Annotated in this window: 20 protein-coding genes and 1 pseudogene; 15 read left to right on the top strand and 6 right to left on the bottom strand. The window is 52.6% G+C overall.

All coding sequences use genetic code 11. From position 1 onward, the window contains the following. Window positions 1-310, bottom strand: a pseudogene (locus ABF287_RS16750) (helix-turn-helix domain-containing protein); the annotation flags it as partial. A 348-nt stretch (window positions 311-658) separates the two neighbouring features. Here ABF287_RS16750 and ABF287_RS16745 point away from each other — a divergent pair. The 10 genes from ABF287_RS16745 (at window position 659) to ABF287_RS16700 (ending at window position 9834) form a co-directional block, all read left to right on the top strand. Continuing rightward, a complete protein-coding gene (locus ABF287_RS16745) occupies window positions 659-952 on the top strand; it encodes a DUF6477 family protein (protein WP_347186140.1) in 294 nt (97 codons plus the stop codon). Window positions 953-1098: 146 nt separating this feature from the next. Then, window positions 1099-2661, top strand: a complete 1563-nt coding sequence (gene guaA / locus ABF287_RS16740) for a glutamine-hydrolyzing GMP synthase (RefSeq protein ID WP_347186139.1) — start codon at window positions 1099-1101, stop codon at window positions 2659-2661. A gap of 127 nt (window positions 2662-2788) precedes the next feature. After that, on the top strand, window positions 2789-3067 hold the full coding sequence (locus tag ABF287_RS16735) for a putative quinol monooxygenase (RefSeq protein ID WP_347186138.1): 279 nt from the start codon (window positions 2789-2791) through the stop codon (window positions 3065-3067). Window positions 3068-3072: 5 nt separating this feature from the next. Beyond that, window positions 3073-3966: a DMT family transporter gene (locus tag ABF287_RS16730; RefSeq protein WP_347186137.1), complete on the top strand. Its 894-nt coding sequence runs from the start codon at window positions 3073-3075 to the stop codon at window positions 3964-3966. Between the two features lie 125 nt (window positions 3967-4091). Continuing rightward, window positions 4092-5168 carry an outer membrane beta-barrel protein gene (locus ABF287_RS16725; RefSeq protein WP_347186136.1) on the top strand — a complete coding sequence of 359 codons (1077 nt, stop codon included), beginning with the start codon at window positions 4092-4094 and terminating at the stop codon, window positions 5166-5168. A 158-nt stretch (window positions 5169-5326) separates the two neighbouring features. Continuing rightward, window positions 5327-6247, top strand: coding sequence for a DMT family transporter (locus ABF287_RS16720; protein ID WP_347186135.1), 921 nt, complete (start codon window positions 5327-5329; stop codon window positions 6245-6247). Window positions 6248-6336: 89 nt separating this feature from the next. Continuing rightward, window positions 6337-7206 carry an ATPase gene (locus ABF287_RS16715; RefSeq protein ID WP_347186134.1) on the top strand — a complete coding sequence of 290 codons (870 nt, stop codon included), beginning with the start codon at window positions 6337-6339 and terminating at the stop codon, window positions 7204-7206. A 46-nt stretch (window positions 7207-7252) separates the two neighbouring features. After that, window positions 7253-8176 carry a homoserine O-succinyltransferase gene (gene metA / locus ABF287_RS16710; RefSeq protein WP_347186133.1) on the top strand — a complete coding sequence of 308 codons (924 nt, stop codon included), beginning with the start codon at window positions 7253-7255 and terminating at the stop codon, window positions 8174-8176. Window positions 8177-8332: 156 nt separating this feature from the next. Next, window positions 8333-9217 carry a polyphosphate kinase 2 gene (ppk2, locus tag ABF287_RS16705; RefSeq protein WP_347186132.1) on the top strand — a complete coding sequence of 295 codons (885 nt, stop codon included), beginning with the start codon at window positions 8333-8335 and terminating at the stop codon, window positions 9215-9217. Continuing rightward, window positions 9217-9834, top strand: coding sequence for a TetR/AcrR family transcriptional regulator (locus ABF287_RS16700; protein WP_347186131.1), 618 nt, complete (start codon window positions 9217-9219; stop codon window positions 9832-9834). The genes ppk2 and ABF287_RS16700 overlap by 1 nt, the downstream gene beginning before the upstream one ends. Before the next feature lie 213 nt (window positions 9835-10047). Here ABF287_RS16700 and rpsI read toward each other — a convergent pair whose 3' ends face one another. Continuing rightward, complete coding sequence (gene rpsI, locus ABF287_RS16695; RefSeq protein ID WP_347186130.1) at window positions 10048-10530, bottom strand: 30S ribosomal protein S9; 483 nt, start codon at window positions 10528-10530, stop codon at window positions 10048-10050. Between the two features lie 2 nt (window positions 10531-10532). Beyond that, window positions 10533-10997: a 50S ribosomal protein L13 gene (rplM, locus tag ABF287_RS16690; protein WP_215942995.1), complete on the bottom strand. Its 465-nt coding sequence runs from the start codon at window positions 10995-10997 to the stop codon at window positions 10533-10535. A gap of 369 nt (window positions 10998-11366) precedes the next feature. Between rplM and ABF287_RS16685 the strand changes: the two genes are divergently transcribed. The 4 genes from ABF287_RS16685 (at window position 11367) to ABF287_RS16670 (ending at window position 14626) form a co-directional block, all read left to right on the top strand. Next, window positions 11367-12581 carry an NADP-dependent isocitrate dehydrogenase gene (locus ABF287_RS16685; RefSeq protein ID WP_347186129.1) on the top strand — a complete coding sequence of 405 codons (1215 nt, stop codon included), beginning with the start codon at window positions 11367-11369 and terminating at the stop codon, window positions 12579-12581. Between the two features lie 155 nt (window positions 12582-12736). Beyond that, entirely contained in the window at window positions 12737-13243 is a 507-nt protein-coding gene (locus ABF287_RS16680) for a HupE/UreJ family protein (protein ID WP_347186128.1), read from the top strand. A gap of 120 nt (window positions 13244-13363) precedes the next feature. Beyond that, window positions 13364-13987, top strand: coding sequence for a YitT family protein (locus ABF287_RS16675; protein WP_347186127.1), 624 nt, complete (start codon window positions 13364-13366; stop codon window positions 13985-13987). A gap of 24 nt (window positions 13988-14011) precedes the next feature. Further along, complete coding sequence (locus ABF287_RS16670) at window positions 14012-14626, top strand: YitT family protein (RefSeq protein WP_347186126.1); 615 nt, start codon at window positions 14012-14014, stop codon at window positions 14624-14626. A gap of 20 nt (window positions 14627-14646) precedes the next feature. Here the strand turns inward: ABF287_RS16670 and ABF287_RS16665 are convergent, their stop codons facing one another. Continuing rightward, complete coding sequence (locus tag ABF287_RS16665; protein WP_347186125.1) at window positions 14647-15696, bottom strand: M48 family metallopeptidase; 1050 nt, start codon at window positions 15694-15696, stop codon at window positions 14647-14649. Continuing rightward, window positions 15680-16741, bottom strand: a complete 1062-nt coding sequence (locus tag ABF287_RS16660) for a YjgN family protein (RefSeq protein WP_347186124.1) — start codon at window positions 16739-16741, stop codon at window positions 15680-15682. Before ABF287_RS16660 ends, ABF287_RS16665 begins: the two co-directional genes overlap by 17 nt. Window positions 16742-16925: 184 nt before the next feature. Between ABF287_RS16660 and typA the strand changes: the two genes are divergently transcribed. Next, window positions 16926-18743 (top strand): translational GTPase TypA, encoded by a 1818-nt coding sequence (typA, locus tag ABF287_RS16655; RefSeq protein WP_347186123.1) that lies wholly within the window; start codon window positions 16926-16928, stop codon window positions 18741-18743. 100 nt (window positions 18744-18843) lie between these two features. Here typA and ABF287_RS16650 read toward each other — a convergent pair whose 3' ends face one another. After that, window positions 18844-19935 (bottom strand): mandelate racemase/muconate lactonizing enzyme family protein, encoded by a 1092-nt coding sequence (locus tag ABF287_RS16650; protein ID WP_347186122.1) that lies wholly within the window; start codon window positions 19933-19935, stop codon window positions 18844-18846. Between the last annotated feature and the right edge of the window lie 233 nt (window positions 19936-20168).

Here is a 20168-nt window from a genome sequence, read left to right as displayed (position 1 = left end):
CATCGGGGGGCGTGGTTGCAGCAGAATCAGAAAAGTCTGTGTGTTTACTCATGATTGGGGTGTCCTTGGAACGCGTGGCGTTGCGCGAAGTCGCGGTAATCGGCGCTGAGGTGTGTGTGACGTGGCAATGGCTGAGCGAACTCAGGGCTTCGTCGACCAATGGATCGTCACGCTTCATTTCAATTTTGCGCACCTGACGCATCACCGTAGATGGGGCACAGCCCCCCGTGCGGGCCAATTGCCTAATCGTTTGGCCATGTTCGGTATGGTCGAGATAGCGTTTGGCTTCTTGCGGGACCCATGCGGGCATCTTTTTGACTGTGCTGGCTAAGCCTCGATTGTAATCCAACGGGATCTCCTTGCAGTGCATGGCCCAGTCAAAGTTTTCAAAGTTTCTAAGGTTGAAATCGAAAACCTAAACCAGGTGTCGACAATTTTACTAAATTCGAACACAACCTTGGGTTGTATTGCTTACTCAATAGTTAATTGGCAACTGTTGGATTTAGTTTCGGTACATTTCCTAAATGCCAAAGGAACACACCGTTCGCTGTTTCGAAAATCAACGCAACACACGCTTAGGTTGTGCTTACATCTCCCTACACGGCTCGAACGCCACTCACTCACAGCCCAAAGCGCTGACACCAACACGGAGATACACATGACCGATATCAACACAGTTCTCGCTTCCCTTCGCCGCCCTAGCCTGTTGATCCGCGCCGCCCGCTTTGGTCTGGCGGACTACAACCGTACACGAGACCTCAAACGCGTCATCGGCGTGTCGCAAAACACAGCGCCAACCAAAGTGATTGATGGTTTGATCGAAAAAGAAGCGCAGTTTGAAGAGACCCGCAAAGCTGGCGACGCTGGCTATAGCGTTGCACGCCACATTGAAGTGTTGATCGCTTTGATGGCCGAAGCGCGCCTGCTGCCACGCGGTCCGCAAAGCGTCTAAACGCAGCCCTTGGATCACGCAAATTCGCCCCTAAAGCACCTGATCCGTGCTTTGGGGCATTTTTTGTCCGCGCAAACACGCAAAACACGCCTCAACTTGCGCAAACCATCTTGCCTCAGAGGCCAACGCGGCCTAAACGCTGGGATATGACAAGCACATCCCATGACCGCCTCCTCATCATCGACTTTGGCTCCCAAGTGACGCAGCTAATTGCGCGTCGATTGCGTGAGCTGAGCGTGTATTGTGAAATCCACCCTTATCAGAACGTCACGGACGCTTTTCTGACCGAGTTCGCGCCGAAAGCCGTGATCCTGTCAGGTGGGCCCGACAGTGTGACGCGCGAAGGGTCACCCCGTGCGCCTGAAATGGTGTTTACCATGGGCGTGCCTGTTTTGGGCATCTGTTATGGTCAGCAAACCATGATGGAACAGCTCGGCGGCAAAGTTGAAAGTGGCCACGGCACTGCCGAATTTGGTCGCGCCTTTGTCACGCCAAACGATCATGCACTTGACCTGTTGAACGGTTGGTTTGCAGACGGTGACGAGCAAGTGTGGATGTCGCACGGTGATCACGTGTCCCAAATTGCGCCTGGGTTTGAGGTCTACGGCACTTCTCCGAATGCGCCTTATGCGATCACTGCGGATGCGAGCCGTCATTTCTATGCGGTGCAATTCCACCCAGAAGTGCACCACACGCCAAATGGCGCGAAATTCTACGAGAACTTCGTCAAGATTGCGGGCTTCACCGGCGATTGGACGATGGCGGGCTATAAAGACCAAGCGATTGCTGCGATCCGTGAACAGGTTGGCGACAAACAGGTCATCTGTGGTCTGTCTGGCGGCGTTGATTCTTCTGTGACTGCGATCCTTTTGCACGAAGCCATCGGCGAGCAACTGACCTGTGTGTTCGTGGATCACGGTCTTTTGCGCCTCAATGAGGCCGATGAAGTCGTGAAAATGTTCCGCGACAACTACAATATCAAACTGATCCACGCCGATGAGTCTGATTTGTTCTTGGGCGAACTTGAAGGCGTCTCTGACCCTGAAGTGAAGCGTAAAACCATCGGCAAGCTGTTCATCGACGTGTTCCAGAAATACGCCAACGGCATCGAGGGCGCGGAATTCTTGGCGCAAGGCACGCTCTACCCTGATGTGATCGAATCTGTGTCCTTCTCTGGTGGTCCATCTGTGACCATCAAATCGCACCACAACGTGGGCGGTTTGCCAGAAAAAATGGGCCTCAAACTGGTCGAGCCTCTGCGTGAATTGTTCAAAGACGAAGTGCGCGCGCTGGGCTTAGAGCTTGGCTTGCCGCAAAGCTTTATCGGGCGTCACCCCTTCCCGGGTCCGGGTCTTGCGATCCGCTGCCCTGGTGAGATCACGCGTGAAAAACTGGCGATTTTGCAGCAAGCAGACGCCGTCTACATCGATCAAATTCGCAAACACGGTCTTTATGATGAAATCTGGCAGGCTTTCGCAGCCATTTTGCCAATGAAAACAGTCGGCGTGATGGGCGATGGTCGTACATATGATTTCGCCGTGGCGATCCGTGCTGTGACCTCTGTCGATGGCATGACAGCGGACACCTACCCGTTTAGCCATGAATTCATGGGCGAAACCATGACGCGCATCATCAATGAGGTCAAAGGCGTGAACCGCGTGTTCTACGATCTGACCTCAAAACCACCGGGCACGATCGAGCTTGAGTGATCTGATATCAAAGGCGTCCTGTGGGGCGCCTTTTTTATGTGGCTGCGCTGTTTTCCACATGGGCTATGTCCGTATGCGCGTACAAAAATGATTGCAGCGCACCGTTGTGGCATCTAGCAAGGACATCATGGGAAAAGTATTACTTACAGGCACAATGCGCTGCGAAGCTCATGAAATCGAAACCGTTTTGGCGCTCATGGCCAAACACGAACGTTTGTCGCAAGCTGAACCAGGTTGCCTGCAATTTGAGTTGTGGCAAGACGAGCTGGACCCGTGCAGTTTTCATGTCAGCGAAGTGTTTCGCTCTGAGCGTGACTTCGAATTTCATCAAGACCGCACGCACTCTTCGGATTGGGGCCGCGTGACCCGCCATATGACCCGTGATTTCACCAAAAGCGAAGCATAAACCAGATGACACAACACGCTCAGCCCCTAAAAGCCGCCGCATGGATGATGGGGGCGGTCATTGGTTTTTCGTCCTTGGCCGTGGCGGGACGTCAATTGGCAAAGGGACTTGATACCTTTGAAATCATGACATTTCGGTCGATCGTTGGCGTTATCGTGGTCTTGGGCGTGGCGCTCCTGTCAGGGCGCTTGTCTCATATCCGCGCCAAAGCGCTGCATCTGCACTTTGGACGCAATATGTTCCATTTCGCAGGCCAAAACCTGTGGCTGTTTGCTTTAACACTGGTGCCGCTTGCGCAACTGTTCGCCTTGGAATTTTCCTATCCCATTTTGGTCGCCATTGGTGCGATCTTGTTTTTGGGTGAAAAAGTAAGTCGTGTTCGCGCCCTGTCATTTGCCATTGGCTTTGCAGGTATTTTGATCGTGGCACGCCCCTTTGGCGCGGGCGGTCTGTCCATTGGATTGATCAGCGCGATTGCCTGCGCCTTTGGCTTTGCCGGATCCGCCTTGTTCACCAAGAAGCTGACACAAACGTCCAACGTCACCCTGTTGTCGATCTTGTTTTGGCTCTCCTTTATGCAGATGTTCATGGGACTGATCTGCGCAGGTTTCGATGGCGATATGATCGTCCCGACCTTGCAACAATGGCCATGGATCTGTGTCCTGTCGCTCGCAGGCCTTGGCGCGCACCTGTGCCTCACACAAGCGCTGTCCTTGGCGCCCGCATCCGTGGTCACACCCATCGATTTCTTACGTCTTCCGCTCATCGCCATCGTTGGAATGCTGTTTTATGGCGAAGAACTCGATCTGTATGTATTGATCGGTGCTCTCGTGATTTTCTCGGCCAACTATTTGAATATTATGAGTGAATCTCGGAAAAATCGCGCACCCCATTCCTAATCCCAAATGTCGCCCGAAATTTTTGACGCGGCGTTAGAATTGCGCGAATTTAATGTCCTGTTTAGCGTTTCGGGACATAATAAAAACTAACGAAACCCAAGCGTTAGCTTGATAGGGATGGAAATATGAAAAAGACTTCACTTCTTGCGGCGGGCCTCGCCGTGAGCGCTACAAGTGTGTTCGCCGGTGGGATGGACCGGTCTGGACAATCGATCGCACCAATTTTCGAAAACGGCACATATGCTCAGCTCTCATTTGGGACAGTCGCCCCATCTGTATCTGGCAGTTTGGCTGACGTGCTATCCTCTGGAGACGTGGCGACATCATACAATATGGTTGGCCTCGCTTACAAAAGTGACCTGAATGACAAGCTGTCTTTCGCCATTCTTTTGGACCAACCCTTCGGCGCAAGCGTCGACTATGGCAATGCTGACGAAGGCTATCCCTTCAAAGACGCAACGGCAACTGTCGACACAACGGCCATAACAGCCGTTCTTCGCTACAAACTATCGGATCGCATCGGCATCCATGGTGGTGTGCGCGCCTTGAAATCCCATGGTGAAGTCAGCCTTCCAAGCATCGTGATGTCTGAAGGGACACTTCCAGAATATACGCTGGACACCTCCAATGAGACCGATTTCAGCTACCTGGTCGGCGCATCTTACGAAATTCCAGACATCGCGCTGCGCGCGGCCATTACGTATAGCTCTAAGACAACCATCGACTTTGCCACGACTGAAAGCACTGCAGGCAATCAATCCTTGGAAGTTATTATGCCAGAATCGATTAACTTCGATTTCCAAACGGGCATCGCTGCGGATACATTGCTCTTGGCCTCAGCCCGCTATGTGAAATGGTCAGAAACAGTGATTGCTCCTGTTGGCTACCCCATCTCACTTGTTGATTATGACGATGATACCGTGACCTACTCTTTGGGCATCGGACGTCGGCTTTCTGACAAACTGTCGGCCTCTGTGTCCTACGGATATGAAAAATCAGCAGGCACCCCTGTTGGCAACCTTGGTCCAACAGACGGCTCAAAATCGATCACAATCGGCGCGCGCTACAGCATTACAGATCAAACAGCCCTGTCCGCAGGGGCCAGCTATGTTTGGATCGGCGATGCGACAACCTCGATTGGTGCGGAATTTACCGATAACTCCGCCATCGGTTTCGGTCTAAAATTGTCTCACAGTTTCTAAGCTAGACACTTGATCTTTAAGGGCCTCGCAGCTTGCGGGGCCTTTTTTGTATGGCGCTGCCCCATACATCAATTTTTGTTATGTGCTTTGCACAATTTCCGGTTTGCCAAAATCCATTTGCCGCGCCAATGTCGCGCTCTGAATGAAGGATTCCGCACATGACCCCACAGAAAACGCTCTCGAAAGCTGCATGGATCGGCCTCGGCCTTATGGGCTTGTTCTGGGGCGGCTCGTTCTTGTCGATCGAATTGATGCTGCGCCAAATGCCTGTTGAAACACTTGTAGCACTGCGGGTTATCGGCGGGGCGCTGGGACTTTGGGCATATGTTTTGATCCGTGGATATGAGATCCCCAAAGCACCGCGCATCTGGATCAGCTTTCTGTTGATCGGCCTCATAAACGTGGCGATGCCCTTTGGTCTTATCACGTGGGGACAGCAGTATATTCCGTCTGGACTTGCGGGCATTTTGAACGCCTTTACGGCGATTCTTGGTCCAATTGCAGCGGCCATTATCTTTGCAGATGAACGGCTTGGACTGCGTAAAGCTGTGGGCGTTTTGTTCGGCTTTTTCGGCGTAGCAACGGTGATCGGGCTTGATGCTCTGCATAGCTTTGACTTGACCTCGGCGGGGCAGTTGGCGCTGATCGGCTCAGGGCTGTGCTATGCCATCGGCGCCGCCATGGCGCGCATGCATTTGACCGGTATTCGTTTGGAAATTTCCGCCGCAGGCATGATCACGGGCGCTGCCGTCTGGATGACGCCAGCGGCGTTATACATGCATGGCTTGCCGGACTTCGCCAGTTTCACCAGCATCACCTTGGGCGCTTGGGCCTATGTGTCGCTTATCTCGACGGGTCTTGCTTATTTGATCTTGTTCTATGTGATCAAATCCGCAGGATCAGGCAATGCGACCCTTTGCACGCTGATCGTGGCACCTGTTTCGGTGATCTTGGGCGCATTGGTGTTGGGGGAAAGCCTGCACATTGAGGCCTATATCGGTTTTGCATTGATCGCCTTGGGTCTGTTAATCATCGATGGGCGCGTCCTAGCACTTTTGCGTCGCAAAAAGCCGGTGTAGCCGCAGTGGGCAGACGCCGCCCTCTTGATCCTCTGCGCAGGACATGCCACTGAGATCAAAAGCTGAAAACACCGCAAAAGGGACATGCGATGATTTATGAGAACAGTGATGCGTGGTTTGCAAGCCCGCACAAGCGTGTGGTGCTTTTTGCGATGTCGGGATTGGGCAAGACCCACAAGTCCAGCATGCTGCGCGCCACGGGTGACTGGTATCACTATTCCATCGATTACCGGATCGGCACCCGCTATTTGAACGAGGCGATTGACGACAACTTGAAGCGCTTGGCGATGAAAGAGCCTTACCTGCGTGAACTTTTGTTGTCCGACAGCATCCGCATCAAAGCCAATTTGAGCTTTGACAACCTTGCGCCTGTCGCGGGCTATTTGGGCCAGCCCGGTGACGAAGGCTTGGGCGGCCTGCCGATTGCAGAATACCGTCGCCGCCAAGAACAGTTTCGCACTGCTGAAATTGCGGCCTTAATGGATACAGGCGCATTTTTGGAAAAATCGCAAAACCTGTACAACTACGCGAACTTTGTCTGTGACACAGGCGGGTCGATTGTGGAATGGGCCAATCCCGATGACCCAAACGACCCCATTCTCAAATCCCTTTCTGAGAACGCCCTGTTGGTCTGGATCAAAGGCTCTGACGCCCATACGGACGAATTGATCCGCCGTTTTAACACGGCGCCAAAACCGATGGCTTATCGACCTGAGTTTTTGACAGACTGCTGGAACCACTTCATTGCCGAACACGGCGTGACGGAAGACCACGTCAATCCCTATGATTTCATTCGGTATTCCTACAAGCGCTCAATGATTGCGCGCCAGCCACGCTATGCGAAAATGGCGCAATGGGGTGTGACCGTCGACGCAGGTGTCATGGGGGCTGCAAATACCGCAGACGCATTTGCCCAAGTGATTGGGGCCGCCCTTGATGAAAAAACCGCAAATACATAAGTATTTTCCCTACGCACGACCCTGAACAGCACAGAAAGCCGCTCTCATGCCTATTACTTTGCCAGATAACTTGCCTGCCTTTGACGTCTTGTCGTCCGAGGGCGTTATGGTCATGGGCACGGGACGCGCGCAAACGCAAGAAATCCGCCCCTTGCGCATTGCCTTGCTCAACTTGATGCCCAAAAAGATCCAAACCGAAAATCAGTTTGCCCGATTGATCGGCGCGACGCCGCTGCAGATTGATTTTCAACTGATCCGGATGAGCGAACATCAGACCAAGAACACCGCAGCCGAGCATATGGCGCAGTTTTACCGTCCGTTTAGCGAAGTCAAAGCAACAGGCGAAAAATTTGATGGGCTGATCATCACAGGTGCGCCGATTGAACATTTGCCGTTTAACGACGTGACCTATTGGGATGAGCTTAACGAAGTGTTTGCGTGGACCCAAACCCATGTCCATTCCACCTTTGGCGTATGCTGGGGCGCGATGGCGATGATCAACCACTTCCACGGCGTCAAAAAACACATTTTGGCGGACAAAGCGTTTGGCCTGTTCAGACAAAACAACCTTGCGCCCTCATCGCCCTATTTGCGAGGGTTTTCGGACGAATGCTACATCCCAGTGAGCCGCTGGACCGAAATGCGTATGTCTGAAATTGAAGCAGCTCCAGGCTTGATCCCGCTGCTGGGCTCTGACGAAACAGGCCCGTGTTTGGTGCAAGATCCAGAGCACCGTGCGCTGTATATTTTCAATCATTTTGAATACGATACAGGCACCTTGCACGAAGAGCTGATGCGCGACAAAGAAGCGGGTCAACCCATTGTGCTGCCGCAAAACTACTATCAAAACGATGACCCGAGCCAGCGCCCTGTGAACAGGTGGCGGTCGCACGCGCATTTGCTTTACGGCAACTGGGTGAATGAAATTTACCAAACCACCTACTACGACATGGAAAAAATCGGGTCGTAACTCACGCGTCACGGCGCGATCGTGCACTGTGTCGTGCCCTCCGCCCAGATGTGAGCCCCGATTGACTTCGCGTTTTTCGCAAGGCCGCATTGCGCTGCCTCTCTAAACGCACCATATTATAAAAAACACAGTGAATTCTGACGAATGAGGCAGCCCATGACCGATCTTCCCTTTGATGGCGGTATTTCAAAGTTCTTTGAAAACGAGGCACCTGCTGAGATCCGTCAGGCAATTGAGGACGGTGGCAAGAAAGACATTCTGTCGCCAAGCTACCCCTATGACACGTGGATGAAGAAGTCTGACTATGAAGACGAAATCAAGGATCTTCAAAGCGAGCTGGTGAAGTTCCTGAGCGACGTAAACACCACGGGCAAACGCATTATTGTGGTGTTTGAAGGTCGTGATGCCGCTGGCAAAGGTGGTACAATCAAACGGTTCCGCGAAAACCTAAACCCACGGACAGCACGGGTTGTGGCCCTGCCCAAACCAACAGAGCGTGAAACTGGCGAATGGTATTTTCAACGGTATATCAAACACCTACCGACCGAAGGTGAAGTGGTTTTGTTTGATAGATCTTGGTACAATCGTGGCGTGGTGGAAAAGGTGTTTGGCTTTTGCAACGACACGCAGCGCGAACATTTCTTTACCCAGCTTCCGGCGTTTGAACAAATGCTGGTGGATGAAGGTATTCAGGTGTTTAAAATCTGGCTGAACGTCGGCCGTGCCGAACAGTTGCGGCGCTTTTTGGAGCGTGAAAAGGACGACCTCAAGCAGTGGAAGCTGTCGGGGATTGATGTCAAAGGCCTGTCCAAATGGGACGCCTACACCGATGCTATCACCGAGACTTTGCAGCGTTCGCACAGCGATATTGCACCTTGGACCGTGGTGCGCTCTGACGACAAATACCGTGCGAGGCTCAATGCCATTCGCGCGGTTTTGAGCCAGATTGACTACAAAGGTAAAAACAAGAAAGTCGTTCAAAAACCTGATAGTAACATCGTTGGCGGGCCTGAGATGCTCGATACGGGATCTGAAACCTAATGGCAAAACGCGGCTATCATCACGGCAATTTGCGCCAAGCGCTCGTGGATGCGGCTTTGACCCTCATCGAGGCCAAAGGTCCAACGGGGTTTACCCTGTCTGAAGCCGCGAAAACCGCTGGCGTGACCCCTGCGGCTGTGTACCGCCATTTTGAGGGCCGCGAAGACTTGATCGCGGAAATCGCGCAGCAAGGATATGCGGCGTTCGGTGACTTGCTGGAATACGCTTATGAAAAGGGTCAGCCTTCGGACCGGGCATCGTTTGAGGCCACTGGCCGGGCGTATTTGGCCTTTGCGCGCAAATACCCCGGGCACTATGTGGCGATGTTTGAAAGTGGCATTTCCATTCAACGCACGCCTGAGCTGTTCAAAGTGGCGTCGCGTGCGCTTGGCGTGCTGGAAATGTCAGCGACGAAGCTGTCACAGCATATCCCCGAAGACCTGCGCCCCCCGCCGCAAATGTTCTCAGCGCATGTTTGGGCGATGAGCCACGGCGTGGTCGAACTCTTCGCGCGCAATTCCCCCGGCACCAAAAGCCCCTTCCCGCCTGAAGATCTTTTGGAAACAGGCATCGGGATTTATCTGCGTGGTCTTGGTCTTATTCCAGCCGACGAATAACGCAGTTCGCGCCACCTTGTGACGCCATAAATCCTAAGCCAACCTACACAAGAACGCCCGCATCTCATTGTTGGCGGTGATTTTGCGATAAAAACCTCCGCGCGCGCCAAGGCCACCAGCCATGTTTGTCTTCAAAGCTCAAACAAAAAGGGCCACCCGAGGGCAGCCCTTTGAATACATGTCTCCAAAGCACGAAGGCTTTGAAAAAAGCAATTAGCGTTTTGAGAACTGGAAAGAACGACGCGCTTTGCGCTTGCCGAATTTCTTACGCTCAACAACACGTGAGTCACGTGTGAGGAAGCCAGCTGCTTTCAAAGCGCCGCGCAACTCAGGAGTGTAGAGTTGGAGAGCTTTGGAAATGCCGTGCTTAACCGCACCAGCTTGACCGGACAAACCGCCGCCTTTTACTGTTGCGAAGACGTCGAATTCGCCTTCAACACCAGCAACAGAGAATGGCTGACGCAAGATCATTTGCAACACAGGGCGTGCAAAGTATTTGTCTTGGTCTTTACCGTTTACGATAACTTTGCCTGAGCCTGGTTTGATCCAAACACGTGCAACAGCATCTTTACGTTTACCAGTTGCGTAAGCACGACCAAGCGCGTCACGTACTGGCTCACGAGGTGCAGCAACTTCTACAACAGTTTCAACGCCAACAGCGTTCAACTCTTCCAATGATTTGATTTCATCAGTCATGATTATGCGCTCCGAGTGTTTTTAGAGTTCATGGACTTAACGTCGAGAACTTCTGGGTTCTGAGCTTCGTGTGGGTGCTCTGTACCAGCGTAAACACGCAGGTTTGTCATTTGCTGACGGGACAATTTGCCGCCCGGAAGCATACGCTGAACCGCTTTGGTTACAACGCGCTCAGGGTGTTTGCCATCAAGGATTTGCTCCATGGAGCGCTGCTTGATGCCACCTGGGTGGCCAGTGTGCCAGTAGAACAATTTGTCGGTGCGTTTTTTACCTGTGAGCTGAATTTTGTCAGCGTTCACGATAATAACGTTGTCACCCATGTCCATGGACGGTGTGAAAGATGGCTTGTGTTTGCCACGAAGACGCATAGCGACGATAGACGCGAGACGACCAAGAACAACGCCTTCAGCGTCGATGATGATCCATTTCTTGTCGATGTCCGCAGGCGTAGCGGAGAAAGTTTTCATAAGACTACCCTTAAAAGGTCGAGAATTCAGATTGGGGTGTTCTATAGGTTTGCGCGGCGCAGTCAAGCGCCCAAAAATCTAATAAATCGTTTAAAAACAATTGTTTGCAAAATAGGTATTATTTTACCCCATAATATTTTGCATTCACCGCACCAAAAACACCTGTTTGGCCGCAAATATGGCGAGAGGCGGCATTTTCTCCCCTATCGCTTCAAGGTGCGCAGATGCATAGCATGCCAAAGACAATGACGCCAAACAAACAGGCAATTGCCCACTATTTATTGTATACCAATGTATACACTCTTCCAATCTGACACAAAACCCGCTAAAAACGACACAGATACCCCAGACCCTTTCAGGAGCCCTTCGATGCAAAAGATCAAGGTAGACAACCCTATCGTAGAGATGGACGGCGACGAGATGACACGGATCATCTGGCAGTTCATCAAAGACAAACTCATCCTCCCCTATCTCGATCTTGAGCTGCTCTACTATGATCTGGGTATTGAGGAACGTGATCGCACGGAAGATCAGGTGACAATTGATGCGGCGATGAAAACCAAAGAGGTTGGCGTTGCGGTTAAATGTGCAACCATCACGCCAGACGAAGATCGTGTTGAAGAATTCGGCCTGAAAAAGATGTGGAAATCGCCAAACGGCACCATCCGCAACATCTTGGGCGGCGTTGTGTTTCGCCAGCCGATCATCTGTCAAAACGTACCGCGCCTTGTGCCCGGATGGTCTGATCCGATTGTGATTGGCCGTCACGCTTTTGGTGACCAGTACAAAGCCACCGATTTCCATTTCCCTGGCGCAGGCAAGCTGACGATGAAATTCGAAGGCGAAGATGGGACTATTATTGAACGCGAAGTCTATGACGCGCCTTCTGCCGGCGTGTACCAAGCCATGTACAACCTCGACAACAGCATCCGCGACTTTGCGCGGGCGTCCTTGAACTATGGTCTCAACCTTGGTTGGCCTGTGTACCTGTCGACCAAGAACACCATTCTCAAGGCCTATGACGGGCGTTTCAAAGACCTGTTCGAAGAGATCTATGAAGCTGAGTTTGCGGATAAGTTTAAAGAAAAAGGCATTTGGTACGAGCACCGTTTGATCGACGACATGGTCGCCTGCTGTATGAAATGGAATGGCAAATTTGTTTGGGCCTGTAAAAACTACGACGGCGATGTGCAGTCTGACACTGTGGCGCAGGGCTTTGGCTCGCTTGGCCTGATGACATCGCAACTGATGACCCCAGACGGAAAAATCGTCGAGGCAGAAGCAGCGCACGGCACCGTGACGCGGCATTATCGCCAGCACCAAAAGGGCGAAGCGACATCGACCAACTCCATCGCGTCCATTTACGCATGGACTGGTGGCCTCAAACACCGCGCTAAGCTGGACAACAACACAGAGCTGTTGAACTTCGCTGAAACCTTGGAGCGTGTGATCGTCGACACTGTGGAAAGCGGTTTCATGACCAAAGACCTCGCGCTTTTGGTTGGGCCTGATCAAAAATGGCTCACCACCATGGGCTTCCTTGAGAAAATCGAAGAAAACCTCAACGCGGCCCTTTCCGCGTAATCGTCTGAGCCCCAAAATGAAATCAGGTCGCAGCACAGTCTGCGGCCTTTTTTCATGCCCGCGTGCCACCTTGCCTTGCGCCTGCCCCTCTGTTTAAACACCGCTTAGGCGCGACCCATTTCGGGGCGTCTTGTCTATCTTAGAAAGAGACACCTATGACCACTTCCCCCTTTGAGTCCTTTATTTCTGGCGCATTGCATCCCGTGTATGGGCTTGATCACATCCTTGCCATGATTGTGGTCGGCGTGTGGGCCCTGCAAATTTGCGGACGCGCGATTTGGGCGGTGCCGACAGGGTTTGTCACCAGTATGGCGCTTGGCTTTGTGTTCGCGCGCCTTGGTCTGCCCTTGCCTTATGTTGAGCCGATGATTGTCGCCTCCAGCATCATTCTTGGCCTGTGTGTGCTGGCCGCGATCACGCCCAGCATTGCCGTGGCGATTGCACTTGCCAGCTTTTTCGGGCTGTTTCACGGCTTTGCGCATGGCACGGAACTGGGGGAGGCTTTGCCGTTCGCCTTTGGTCTTGGGTTTGTGTTGATGACCGCGGTGCTGCACGCCTTTGGTCTTGTTTTGGCCAGCTTCATGACCCGCGCACATGCCTTTGCGCCGCGTCTTCTTGGTGGGGTGTCAACGCTCTTGGGGCTGTCTTTGTTGTTTGGGTAAGGCAAACGACGATGCGACACAGACAGTTCGCGCCTAATGTTCAGGCACCTGTTTAGAAAGCGCTACCGATTTCGATCCGGCGCCTAGACAGGTCAATATTGCTGCCCTATAAGCCAAGACATGCCAGCACCACATCCGCTCCCCCAAGACCCGCCAAAACACACAGCTCTTGAAGACCTTCAAGGCCTGTCCATCAGCTTGATTACAACAGTGATTGGCCTCAGTTTCATTGCCCAGCTTGGTTTTTTGACTGGCCAAACAGCTGGGCTTGCGCTGGTGATCTCCTATCTCACTGGAATATCATTTTCGTGGGCATTCTGGGTGATCAACATTCCATTTTACGTGCTGGCGTATTTCCGCATGGGCTTGGAATTTACCGCCAAATCCGCATTGTCCGTCACCGCATTGTCAATCTTGATGGCCTATGCGCCGTCCTTGATGAGCTTCGATACGTTGAATCCAATTTTTGGCACCATCGCCTTCGGCGTTTTGACGGGCTTTGGATTGCTGGGCGTATTTCGGCATAAATCATCGCTTGGCGGTTTGGGCGTTTTGGCCCTGATCGCGCAAGACCGTTTCGGTATTCGCGCAGGTCTTGTGCAAATTGCGTTTGATGCGGCACTTTTTACAATTGCCTTCTTTTTGTTTGACGCGCATGTGGTGGCCTATTCCCTGTTTGGCGCCCTGATCTTGAACGGTGTGATCGCTTTCAATCACCGCCGCGATATCTACGTCGCCAGCTAATCTTCAAAACGAGTCCTAAACCCCATGTCAAAATCTGCCCCAAAGACGACCAAACACACCCGTTTTGAAGATGCACAGGCCTTTGTTTACGGCACAGCGATGTGTGCCCTCGCCATGATGATGCTCAAGACGCTTGGCTTTATCACAGGGCAAACCGCCGGATTGGCCCTGCTGATTTCCTATGTGATCGAAGCGCCGTTTGGCGTGGTCTTTTTCGTCGTCAACCTGCCGTTCTACTGGTTCGGATACAAGCGCATGGGTTTGAAATTCGTCGGCAAAACGCTGATTTGCGTGGCGCTGATTTCAGTCTTTGCCGAAACCTTTCCAAGCTTCATTTCCTTTGAAACGCTCAACCCAACCTTTGGGGCGATCATGATCGGATTTATGACGGCCTCAGGTCTCATGGCGATCATTCGTCATGGCGGGTCATTGGGTGGCATTGGCATCATGGCGCTCTATATCCAAGACGCACTGGGGTTTAAGGCCGGTTATGTGCAACTGGCGTTTGACGCGGTTCTATTCGCCGTTGCCGCGTTTATTTTGCCACTGGACCTCGTTGCTTATTCTTTGCTTGGTGCTGTGGTTGCCAACTTGGTGATCGCCATCAATCACCGCCGCGACCGCTATATCGCAACCTAAGACATAAAATCGGGGCCAAGCTATTGCTTGGCCGCCAAGTCTTTGATGATGCGGATACGATCCGCATTGGATGGATGCGTCGACAGCCAATCGTTTGAGCCAGTGTCGCCGAAGTCTTCGGACAGCGTCTCAAAGAACTCCGCCAAAGCCGCCGGATCATAGCCAGCTGCATGTGACGTCTCGATCCCAATAACATCCGCCTCACTTTCGTGTTTGCGCGAATAGGACAAAGAGGCCAACGCACTGCCCTCAAGCAGCACGTCTTCCAGCACAGGTCCGACGTCCCCTGCGATCATCGCCACAAGCACATAGATCGACAAAGACCGATACAGCTGATGCAGGCTGTGCCGTTCGGACACATGCGCCAATTCGTGACCTAAAATTCCCGCAAGAATGTCTTGATCTGGGAACTCTTCGACCAATGCGTCTGTCACCACGACGGTGCCGCCAGGCAGGGCGAAAGCATTGGGCCCAATAAAGTCCGCCTTGCGGAAATACAGCGTGTATTCGCCGTAGGGCGCCTCTGGAGCATGGGCCCGCACATCTTCGAATACGTCACGCACCATGTCTTTGTCGGCCTGTGACAGCTCCGTTGGGTCCATTAAGATCCGGTCCATCGCCCCCAAATTGCCAGCATCAATCGCCGTGACAATCGCTGGAGGCGTCAGCAAAATCGCGCCCCAAACCAAGAGGTCCAAGCCCCATTTCCAGATGGCGAACACACCCAAGAGACAGGCCGCAATCACGATCAAAAGGCGGGGATGCCATGTTTCTAGATCAGACAACCAGCCGTCCTTGGCGCGGCCAATCAAAAGCTCGGCCCCTTTCGCGTCTTCTGTGTCAAAGGTCCACTGCGCCCCAAAGCTCAGCAAGCTGGGCCCGCCAGAAATCCGCTCCACATTGCTTGGAGGCCCAGCGTAGAGCGTCTCTCCGTCAGCGTTCTCAAGTCGCAGCCCATTTGCATCGCGCACCAATCTTGCAGAGATTTGCGTCGACAGGCGTTTTTCATAGGCATGGCCAAAGACCTCGCCATAGGTTGCTTGGGCCAGCTGATCAGAGTCCAAAGTCAACGTCTATTCCTTCAAAATCTGTAAAGGCGTCGCCAATGGCAGAGACTTTGTCTTGCTCTTCGCCAACGATACCATCGATCGAGCCATGGACCGTCACGTAAGTACAGGACGCCATATAACGCGCCATACGCACGCGCGCCCAAGGGTGCATCAGGCCAATCGTCAAAGATACGACAATGGCATTGGAAAACGCGATCCAAATCAATTTGAGCGGTCGGACTTTGGATTCGAAACTGTGCCCGCCTTCGACGGACATGCCCGCATACACCGCATTGCGTAAAAAGGCTTGGTAGATATAGCCAGCCGGCAAAACCGCCAACAACAAGATCACAAACATCGTACCCAGCGAGATCAATGAGAAAAGAGCAGGCTCACGCCCCTGCCCTTCAGCCATATACACATCAACCACGGCACTTGGCAGGCCAACGGCAATGGCGCCCACCAAAATGAGGCCGAACATCCACGCCAATGCGAGACCAAAAGCTTTGTAAAACGTTCCAATTTTGCTCTCAAAGCCGAACTGCGATGTGCCGAACCTGTGACGTGAGATGTAATACCGATGTTGTGCGCGCGACACCAAGGGCAAGGTCAAATACAGCGTCAGGACAGACAGAATTGGGTAAAGAAGATAGACCAAAAAGGCGCGCCAATAGGATTTGGTAAAGCCAAAACGCACGCCAGAAAAGCTTGTCATGCGGGCGTTGAAAGCCACAGAGCGGTTGATCAATTCGGGCACTGCGAAAAAGAACAACACGAACAAAACGATCCCGACAATGGGCGCAATGGTGACCACCAGCTGCAACACAATATAAGCGATTGCCACGACCACACGGCCCAAAAAGATCTGCATCCCACGCGCATGGTAATCAAACCGACGACCATCGATAACGGTGTTTTGTGCGAAGTATTTTTTGGTCCGAACCTTGGCCCAAGCAGAGTAGATACCAAGCGTCACAAGCGACAAAAGCAAATTAACAATCCAGATCCCGAAATAGGTTTGTGCATTGCCTTTAAACTGAACCTGAAACGTTTGGTCTTCACTCATATCACTCTGCTTTCGTATAAATTTTGGTCCAATCTCCCCTAAGGTGTATCGAAAAGCAATCACCCTCAACGCTGTTTTGACATCTTTGCGGCATTTACCGCCCAGAGTGTCAATTCAGGCTGGTCTTTTGACAACACTCGCGCTATGCGACGCGCAACCACATGGATTAAGAGAAAGACCAAGCATGGATCTTCGCAACATCGCTATCATTGCCCACGTTGACCACGGCAAAACCACACTCGTTGACGAGCTGCTCAAACAGTCCGGCACATACCGCGCTAACCAAGCGACAACTGAACGCGCTATGGACAGCAACGACCTAGAACGCGAGCGCGGGATCACCATCCTTGCCAAAGCGACTTCTGTCGAGTGGAAAGGCCACCGCATCAACATCGTTGACACACCAGGCCACGCCGACTTCGGCGGCGAAGTAGAACGCATCTTGTCTATGGTAGACGGTGTTGTCTTGCTCGTGGATGCCGCTGAAGGCCCCATGCCACAAACCAAATTCGTGACATCTAAAGCGCTTGCTTTGGGTCTGCGTCCGATTGTTGTTGTGAACAAAGTCGACAAACCAGACGGCGAACCAGACCGCGCCTTGGACGAATGTTTTGACCTCTTCGCGACACTCGAAGCGGACGACGATCAACTCGACTTCCCAACGCTTTACGCCTCTGGTCGTTCTGGCTGGTGCGACAACGAACTCGACGGTCCACGCAAAGACCTGTCCGCCCTGTTCGACATCATCATCAATCACGTGCCTGCGCCAAGACAGCTCAAAAAACGTAACGAGCCATTCCGCATGCTGGCAACAACGCTTGGTGCGGATCCATTCTTGGGTCGTATGCTGACAGGCCGCGTTGAGACAGGCACACTGAAAACAGGTGCGACAATCCAAGCGCTGAGTGTGCACGGTCAAAAGATCGAGCAATTCCAAGTTAAGAAAATCCAAGCTTTCCGTGGCTTGGGCATGCAAGACATCGACGAAGCCATCGCAGGCGACATTGTGTCTGTGGCCGGCATGACGAAAGCAACCGTTGCTGACACGCTCTGTGCGCTCGAAGTCGAAGAAGCGCTCGAAGCACAGCCAATCGATCCACCGACCATCACTGTGACCTTTGGCATCAACGACAGCCCGCTGGCTGGCCGCGATGGTAAAAAAGTTCAGTCGCGTATCATTCGTGATCGCCTGATGAAAGAAGCCGAAACGAACGTCGCGATCAAAGTGACGGACACTGAAGGCGGCGAAGCCTTTGAAGTTGCCGGTCGCGGCGAATTGCAGATGGGTGTTTTGATCGAAAACATGCGTCGCGAAGGCTTTGAGCTGTCTATCTCACGTCCAAAAGTTCTGATCCGTGAAATCGACGGCGTGAAAATGGAGCCAATCGAAGAAGTCACCATCGACGTGGATGACGAATACTCTGGCGCTGTTATCGAAAAACTCACCGGTGCGCGCAAAGGCGATCTGACTGAGATGAAACAACAAAGCGGCAAGACACGCATCATCGCGAACGTGCCGTCACGTGGTCTCATCGGTTACCACGGCGAGTTTTTGACAGACACACGCGGCACAGGCGTTATGAACCGCGTGTTCCACGAATGGGCCCCACACAAAGGTCACATCCCTGGTCGTCGCGCTGGTGTTCTGATCTCTATGGATGCTGGTAAAGCCGTGTCCTACGCGCTTTGGAAACTCGAAGATCGTGGCCACTTCTTCATTGGCGCGCAAGCAGACGTGTACCAAGGCATGATCATCGGTCAGCACACACGTGAAAACGACCTTGAAGTGAACCCGCTTAAAGGTAAGCAGCTTACCAACGTGCGTGCCTCTGGTACGGATGATGCGGTGAAATTGACCACGCCTGTAACGCTCACACTTGAGCAAGCGATTGCCTACATCGATGATGACGAATTGGTGGAAGTGACACCGAATTCGGTCCGTCTGCGCAAACGCTACCTCGACCCACATGAGCGCAAGCGTCACTCAAAATCAGGCAACTAAGCCACTGATATACGAAAACAAACGCCCGCTAGAAATAGCGGGCGTTTTGCGTTTCAAGTGACCAAAATTTTGCAAAGCGGCTGGGGCACCCTGACAAGGGTCAGACTGGATCATGTGCCGCGTGCAGTTTGTCCCAGTCAAATTCGACCCCCGTGCCAGCCGTGTCTGGCGCAATTGCGCGGTGATGTTCGACCACCAAGGGGCGCATGGTATAGCGATCAATCGGAAAAGAATGAACTTCAATCCACCCTGCGTTGGCCTGCGCAGACACCAAAGACACATGCAGTTCTTGCATCCCATGTGAACAGGCAGGCAAACCCGCCGCTTGGCCCTCAGACGCGGCCTGTAACCAGCCCGTTATGCCACCGCAATTGGAGGCATCGGGCTGAATGAAGGACAATTTACTATAGGCATAGGCGCGGCGAAACTCGTGGATCGTGTGCAGATTTTCCCCCATGGCAAGCGGTACGTTTGTCGCCTCTGCGATCTTGGCATAGCCTTCGAAATCGTCAGGATCCGTGGGCTCCTCGAACCATGTGATGTCGTAAGGCTCCATGCCCTTGGACCACCGGATCGCTTGTTCCACGCTCAAGGAATAATTGGCATCGACCATAAAGTGCACATCTGGTCCAATCGCCTCTCGCACAGCTTTGATCCGCGCCATATCCGTCTCAAAGTCCAAACCCAATTTGATTTTCACACCATCAAAACCGCGATCGACATAACTCAAAACGCTGCGCACCAGCTTGTCCTGCGAGTAGCCAAGATCAATGCCACCGCAGTACGCACGACAGTTTTGAGCCACCCCGCCTGCCATTTTCCACAACGGCGCATCTGTGCGTTTTCCACGCAGATCCCACAGCGCAATATCTACGGCTGAAATCGCGAAGGAGGCAATGCCACCGCGTCCCACGTAATGCACGTGCCAGTGCATTTGCGCATAGATCTCTTCGACATCCGCGCTATCTTGCCCGACAAGCCAATCAACGAAATCCGATTTCAGCATCGCCAAAATAGCTTGCCCACCCTTGCCACCGGTATAGGTGTAGCCCGTGCCACTCAGTCCATCTTCGGTCTGAATGGTCACTGTGATCAGCTCGAAATGGCTGTGATCACCGTGTTTGGCATCCACCAAAACTTCGTCCAATGGAACCCGAAACACCTGAGGTGTCACCGACACAATTTTAGACATCAACCCGCCTCCCAACTTGGTCGCTACGAGCGTACCAAAATGAGAGCTTAGGACCTAAGGCTTGTTGTCAACATGTTGATCCAGCATGATCGTGTTGCCATGGTCAGGATCACCGCCAAGCTGCGTGAACCCCAAAGCTTCGTAAAACGCCTTGGACAAACCGAGATCTTTCACACTCAAACTGACGGAAGAAGTGCCCAAATTCATGGTTCGCTCCTGCAGTTGGATCATGT

Source organism: Pacificibacter sp. (assembly GCF_039769035.1).
Taxonomy (GTDB): domain Bacteria; phylum Pseudomonadota; class Alphaproteobacteria; order Rhodobacterales; family Rhodobacteraceae; genus Celeribacter.
The sequence above is the reverse complement of the archived record's forward strand: the minus strand, read 5'-3'. Positions and strand labels throughout refer to the sequence as shown.

Coding starts and splice junctions, on each gene's coding strand:
- ABF287_RS16715 (WP_347186134.1), top strand. CDS start 6,337: ATGATTTATGAGAACAGTGATGCGTGGTTTGCAAGCCCGCACAAGCGT.
- rplM (WP_215942995.1), bottom strand. CDS start 10,997: ATGAAAACTTTCTCCGCTACGCCTGCGGACATCGACAAGAAATGGATC.
- ABF287_RS16670 (WP_347186126.1), top strand. CDS start 14,012: ATGTCAAAATCTGCCCCAAAGACGACCAAACACACCCGTTTTGAAGAT.
- ABF287_RS16685 (WP_347186129.1), top strand. CDS start 11,367: ATGCAAAAGATCAAGGTAGACAACCCTATCGTAGAGATGGACGGCGAC.
- ABF287_RS16675 (WP_347186127.1), top strand. CDS start 13,364: ATGCCAGCACCACATCCGCTCCCCCAAGACCCGCCAAAACACACAGCT.
- ABF287_RS16650 (WP_347186122.1), bottom strand. CDS start 19,935: ATGTCTAAAATTGTGTCGGTGACACCTCAGGTGTTTCGGGTTCCATTG.
- ABF287_RS16660 (WP_347186124.1), bottom strand. CDS start 16,741: ATGAGTGAAGACCAAACGTTTCAGGTTCAGTTTAAAGGCAATGCACAA.
- ABF287_RS16700 (WP_347186131.1), top strand. CDS start 9,217: ATGGCAAAACGCGGCTATCATCACGGCAATTTGCGCCAAGCGCTCGTG.
- ABF287_RS16745 (WP_347186140.1), top strand. CDS start 659: ATGACCGATATCAACACAGTTCTCGCTTCCCTTCGCCGCCCTAGCCTG.
- rpsI (WP_347186130.1), bottom strand. CDS start 10,530: ATGACTGATGAAATCAAATCATTGGAAGAGTTGAACGCTGTTGGCGTT.
- typA (WP_347186123.1), top strand. CDS start 16,926: ATGGATCTTCGCAACATCGCTATCATTGCCCACGTTGACCACGGCAAA.
- ABF287_RS16730 (WP_347186137.1), top strand. CDS start 3,073: ATGACACAACACGCTCAGCCCCTAAAAGCCGCCGCATGGATGATGGGG.
- guaA (WP_347186139.1), top strand. CDS start 1,099: ATGACAAGCACATCCCATGACCGCCTCCTCATCATCGACTTTGGCTCC.
- ABF287_RS16680 (WP_347186128.1), top strand. CDS start 12,737: ATGACCACTTCCCCCTTTGAGTCCTTTATTTCTGGCGCATTGCATCCC.
- ABF287_RS16720 (WP_347186135.1), top strand. CDS start 5,327: ATGACCCCACAGAAAACGCTCTCGAAAGCTGCATGGATCGGCCTCGGC.
- ABF287_RS16725 (WP_347186136.1), top strand. CDS start 4,092: ATGAAAAAGACTTCACTTCTTGCGGCGGGCCTCGCCGTGAGCGCTACA.
- ABF287_RS16735 (WP_347186138.1), top strand. CDS start 2,789: ATGGGAAAAGTATTACTTACAGGCACAATGCGCTGCGAAGCTCATGAA.
- ppk2 (WP_347186132.1), top strand. CDS start 8,333: ATGACCGATCTTCCCTTTGATGGCGGTATTTCAAAGTTCTTTGAAAAC.
- metA (WP_347186133.1), top strand. CDS start 7,253: ATGCCTATTACTTTGCCAGATAACTTGCCTGCCTTTGACGTCTTGTCG.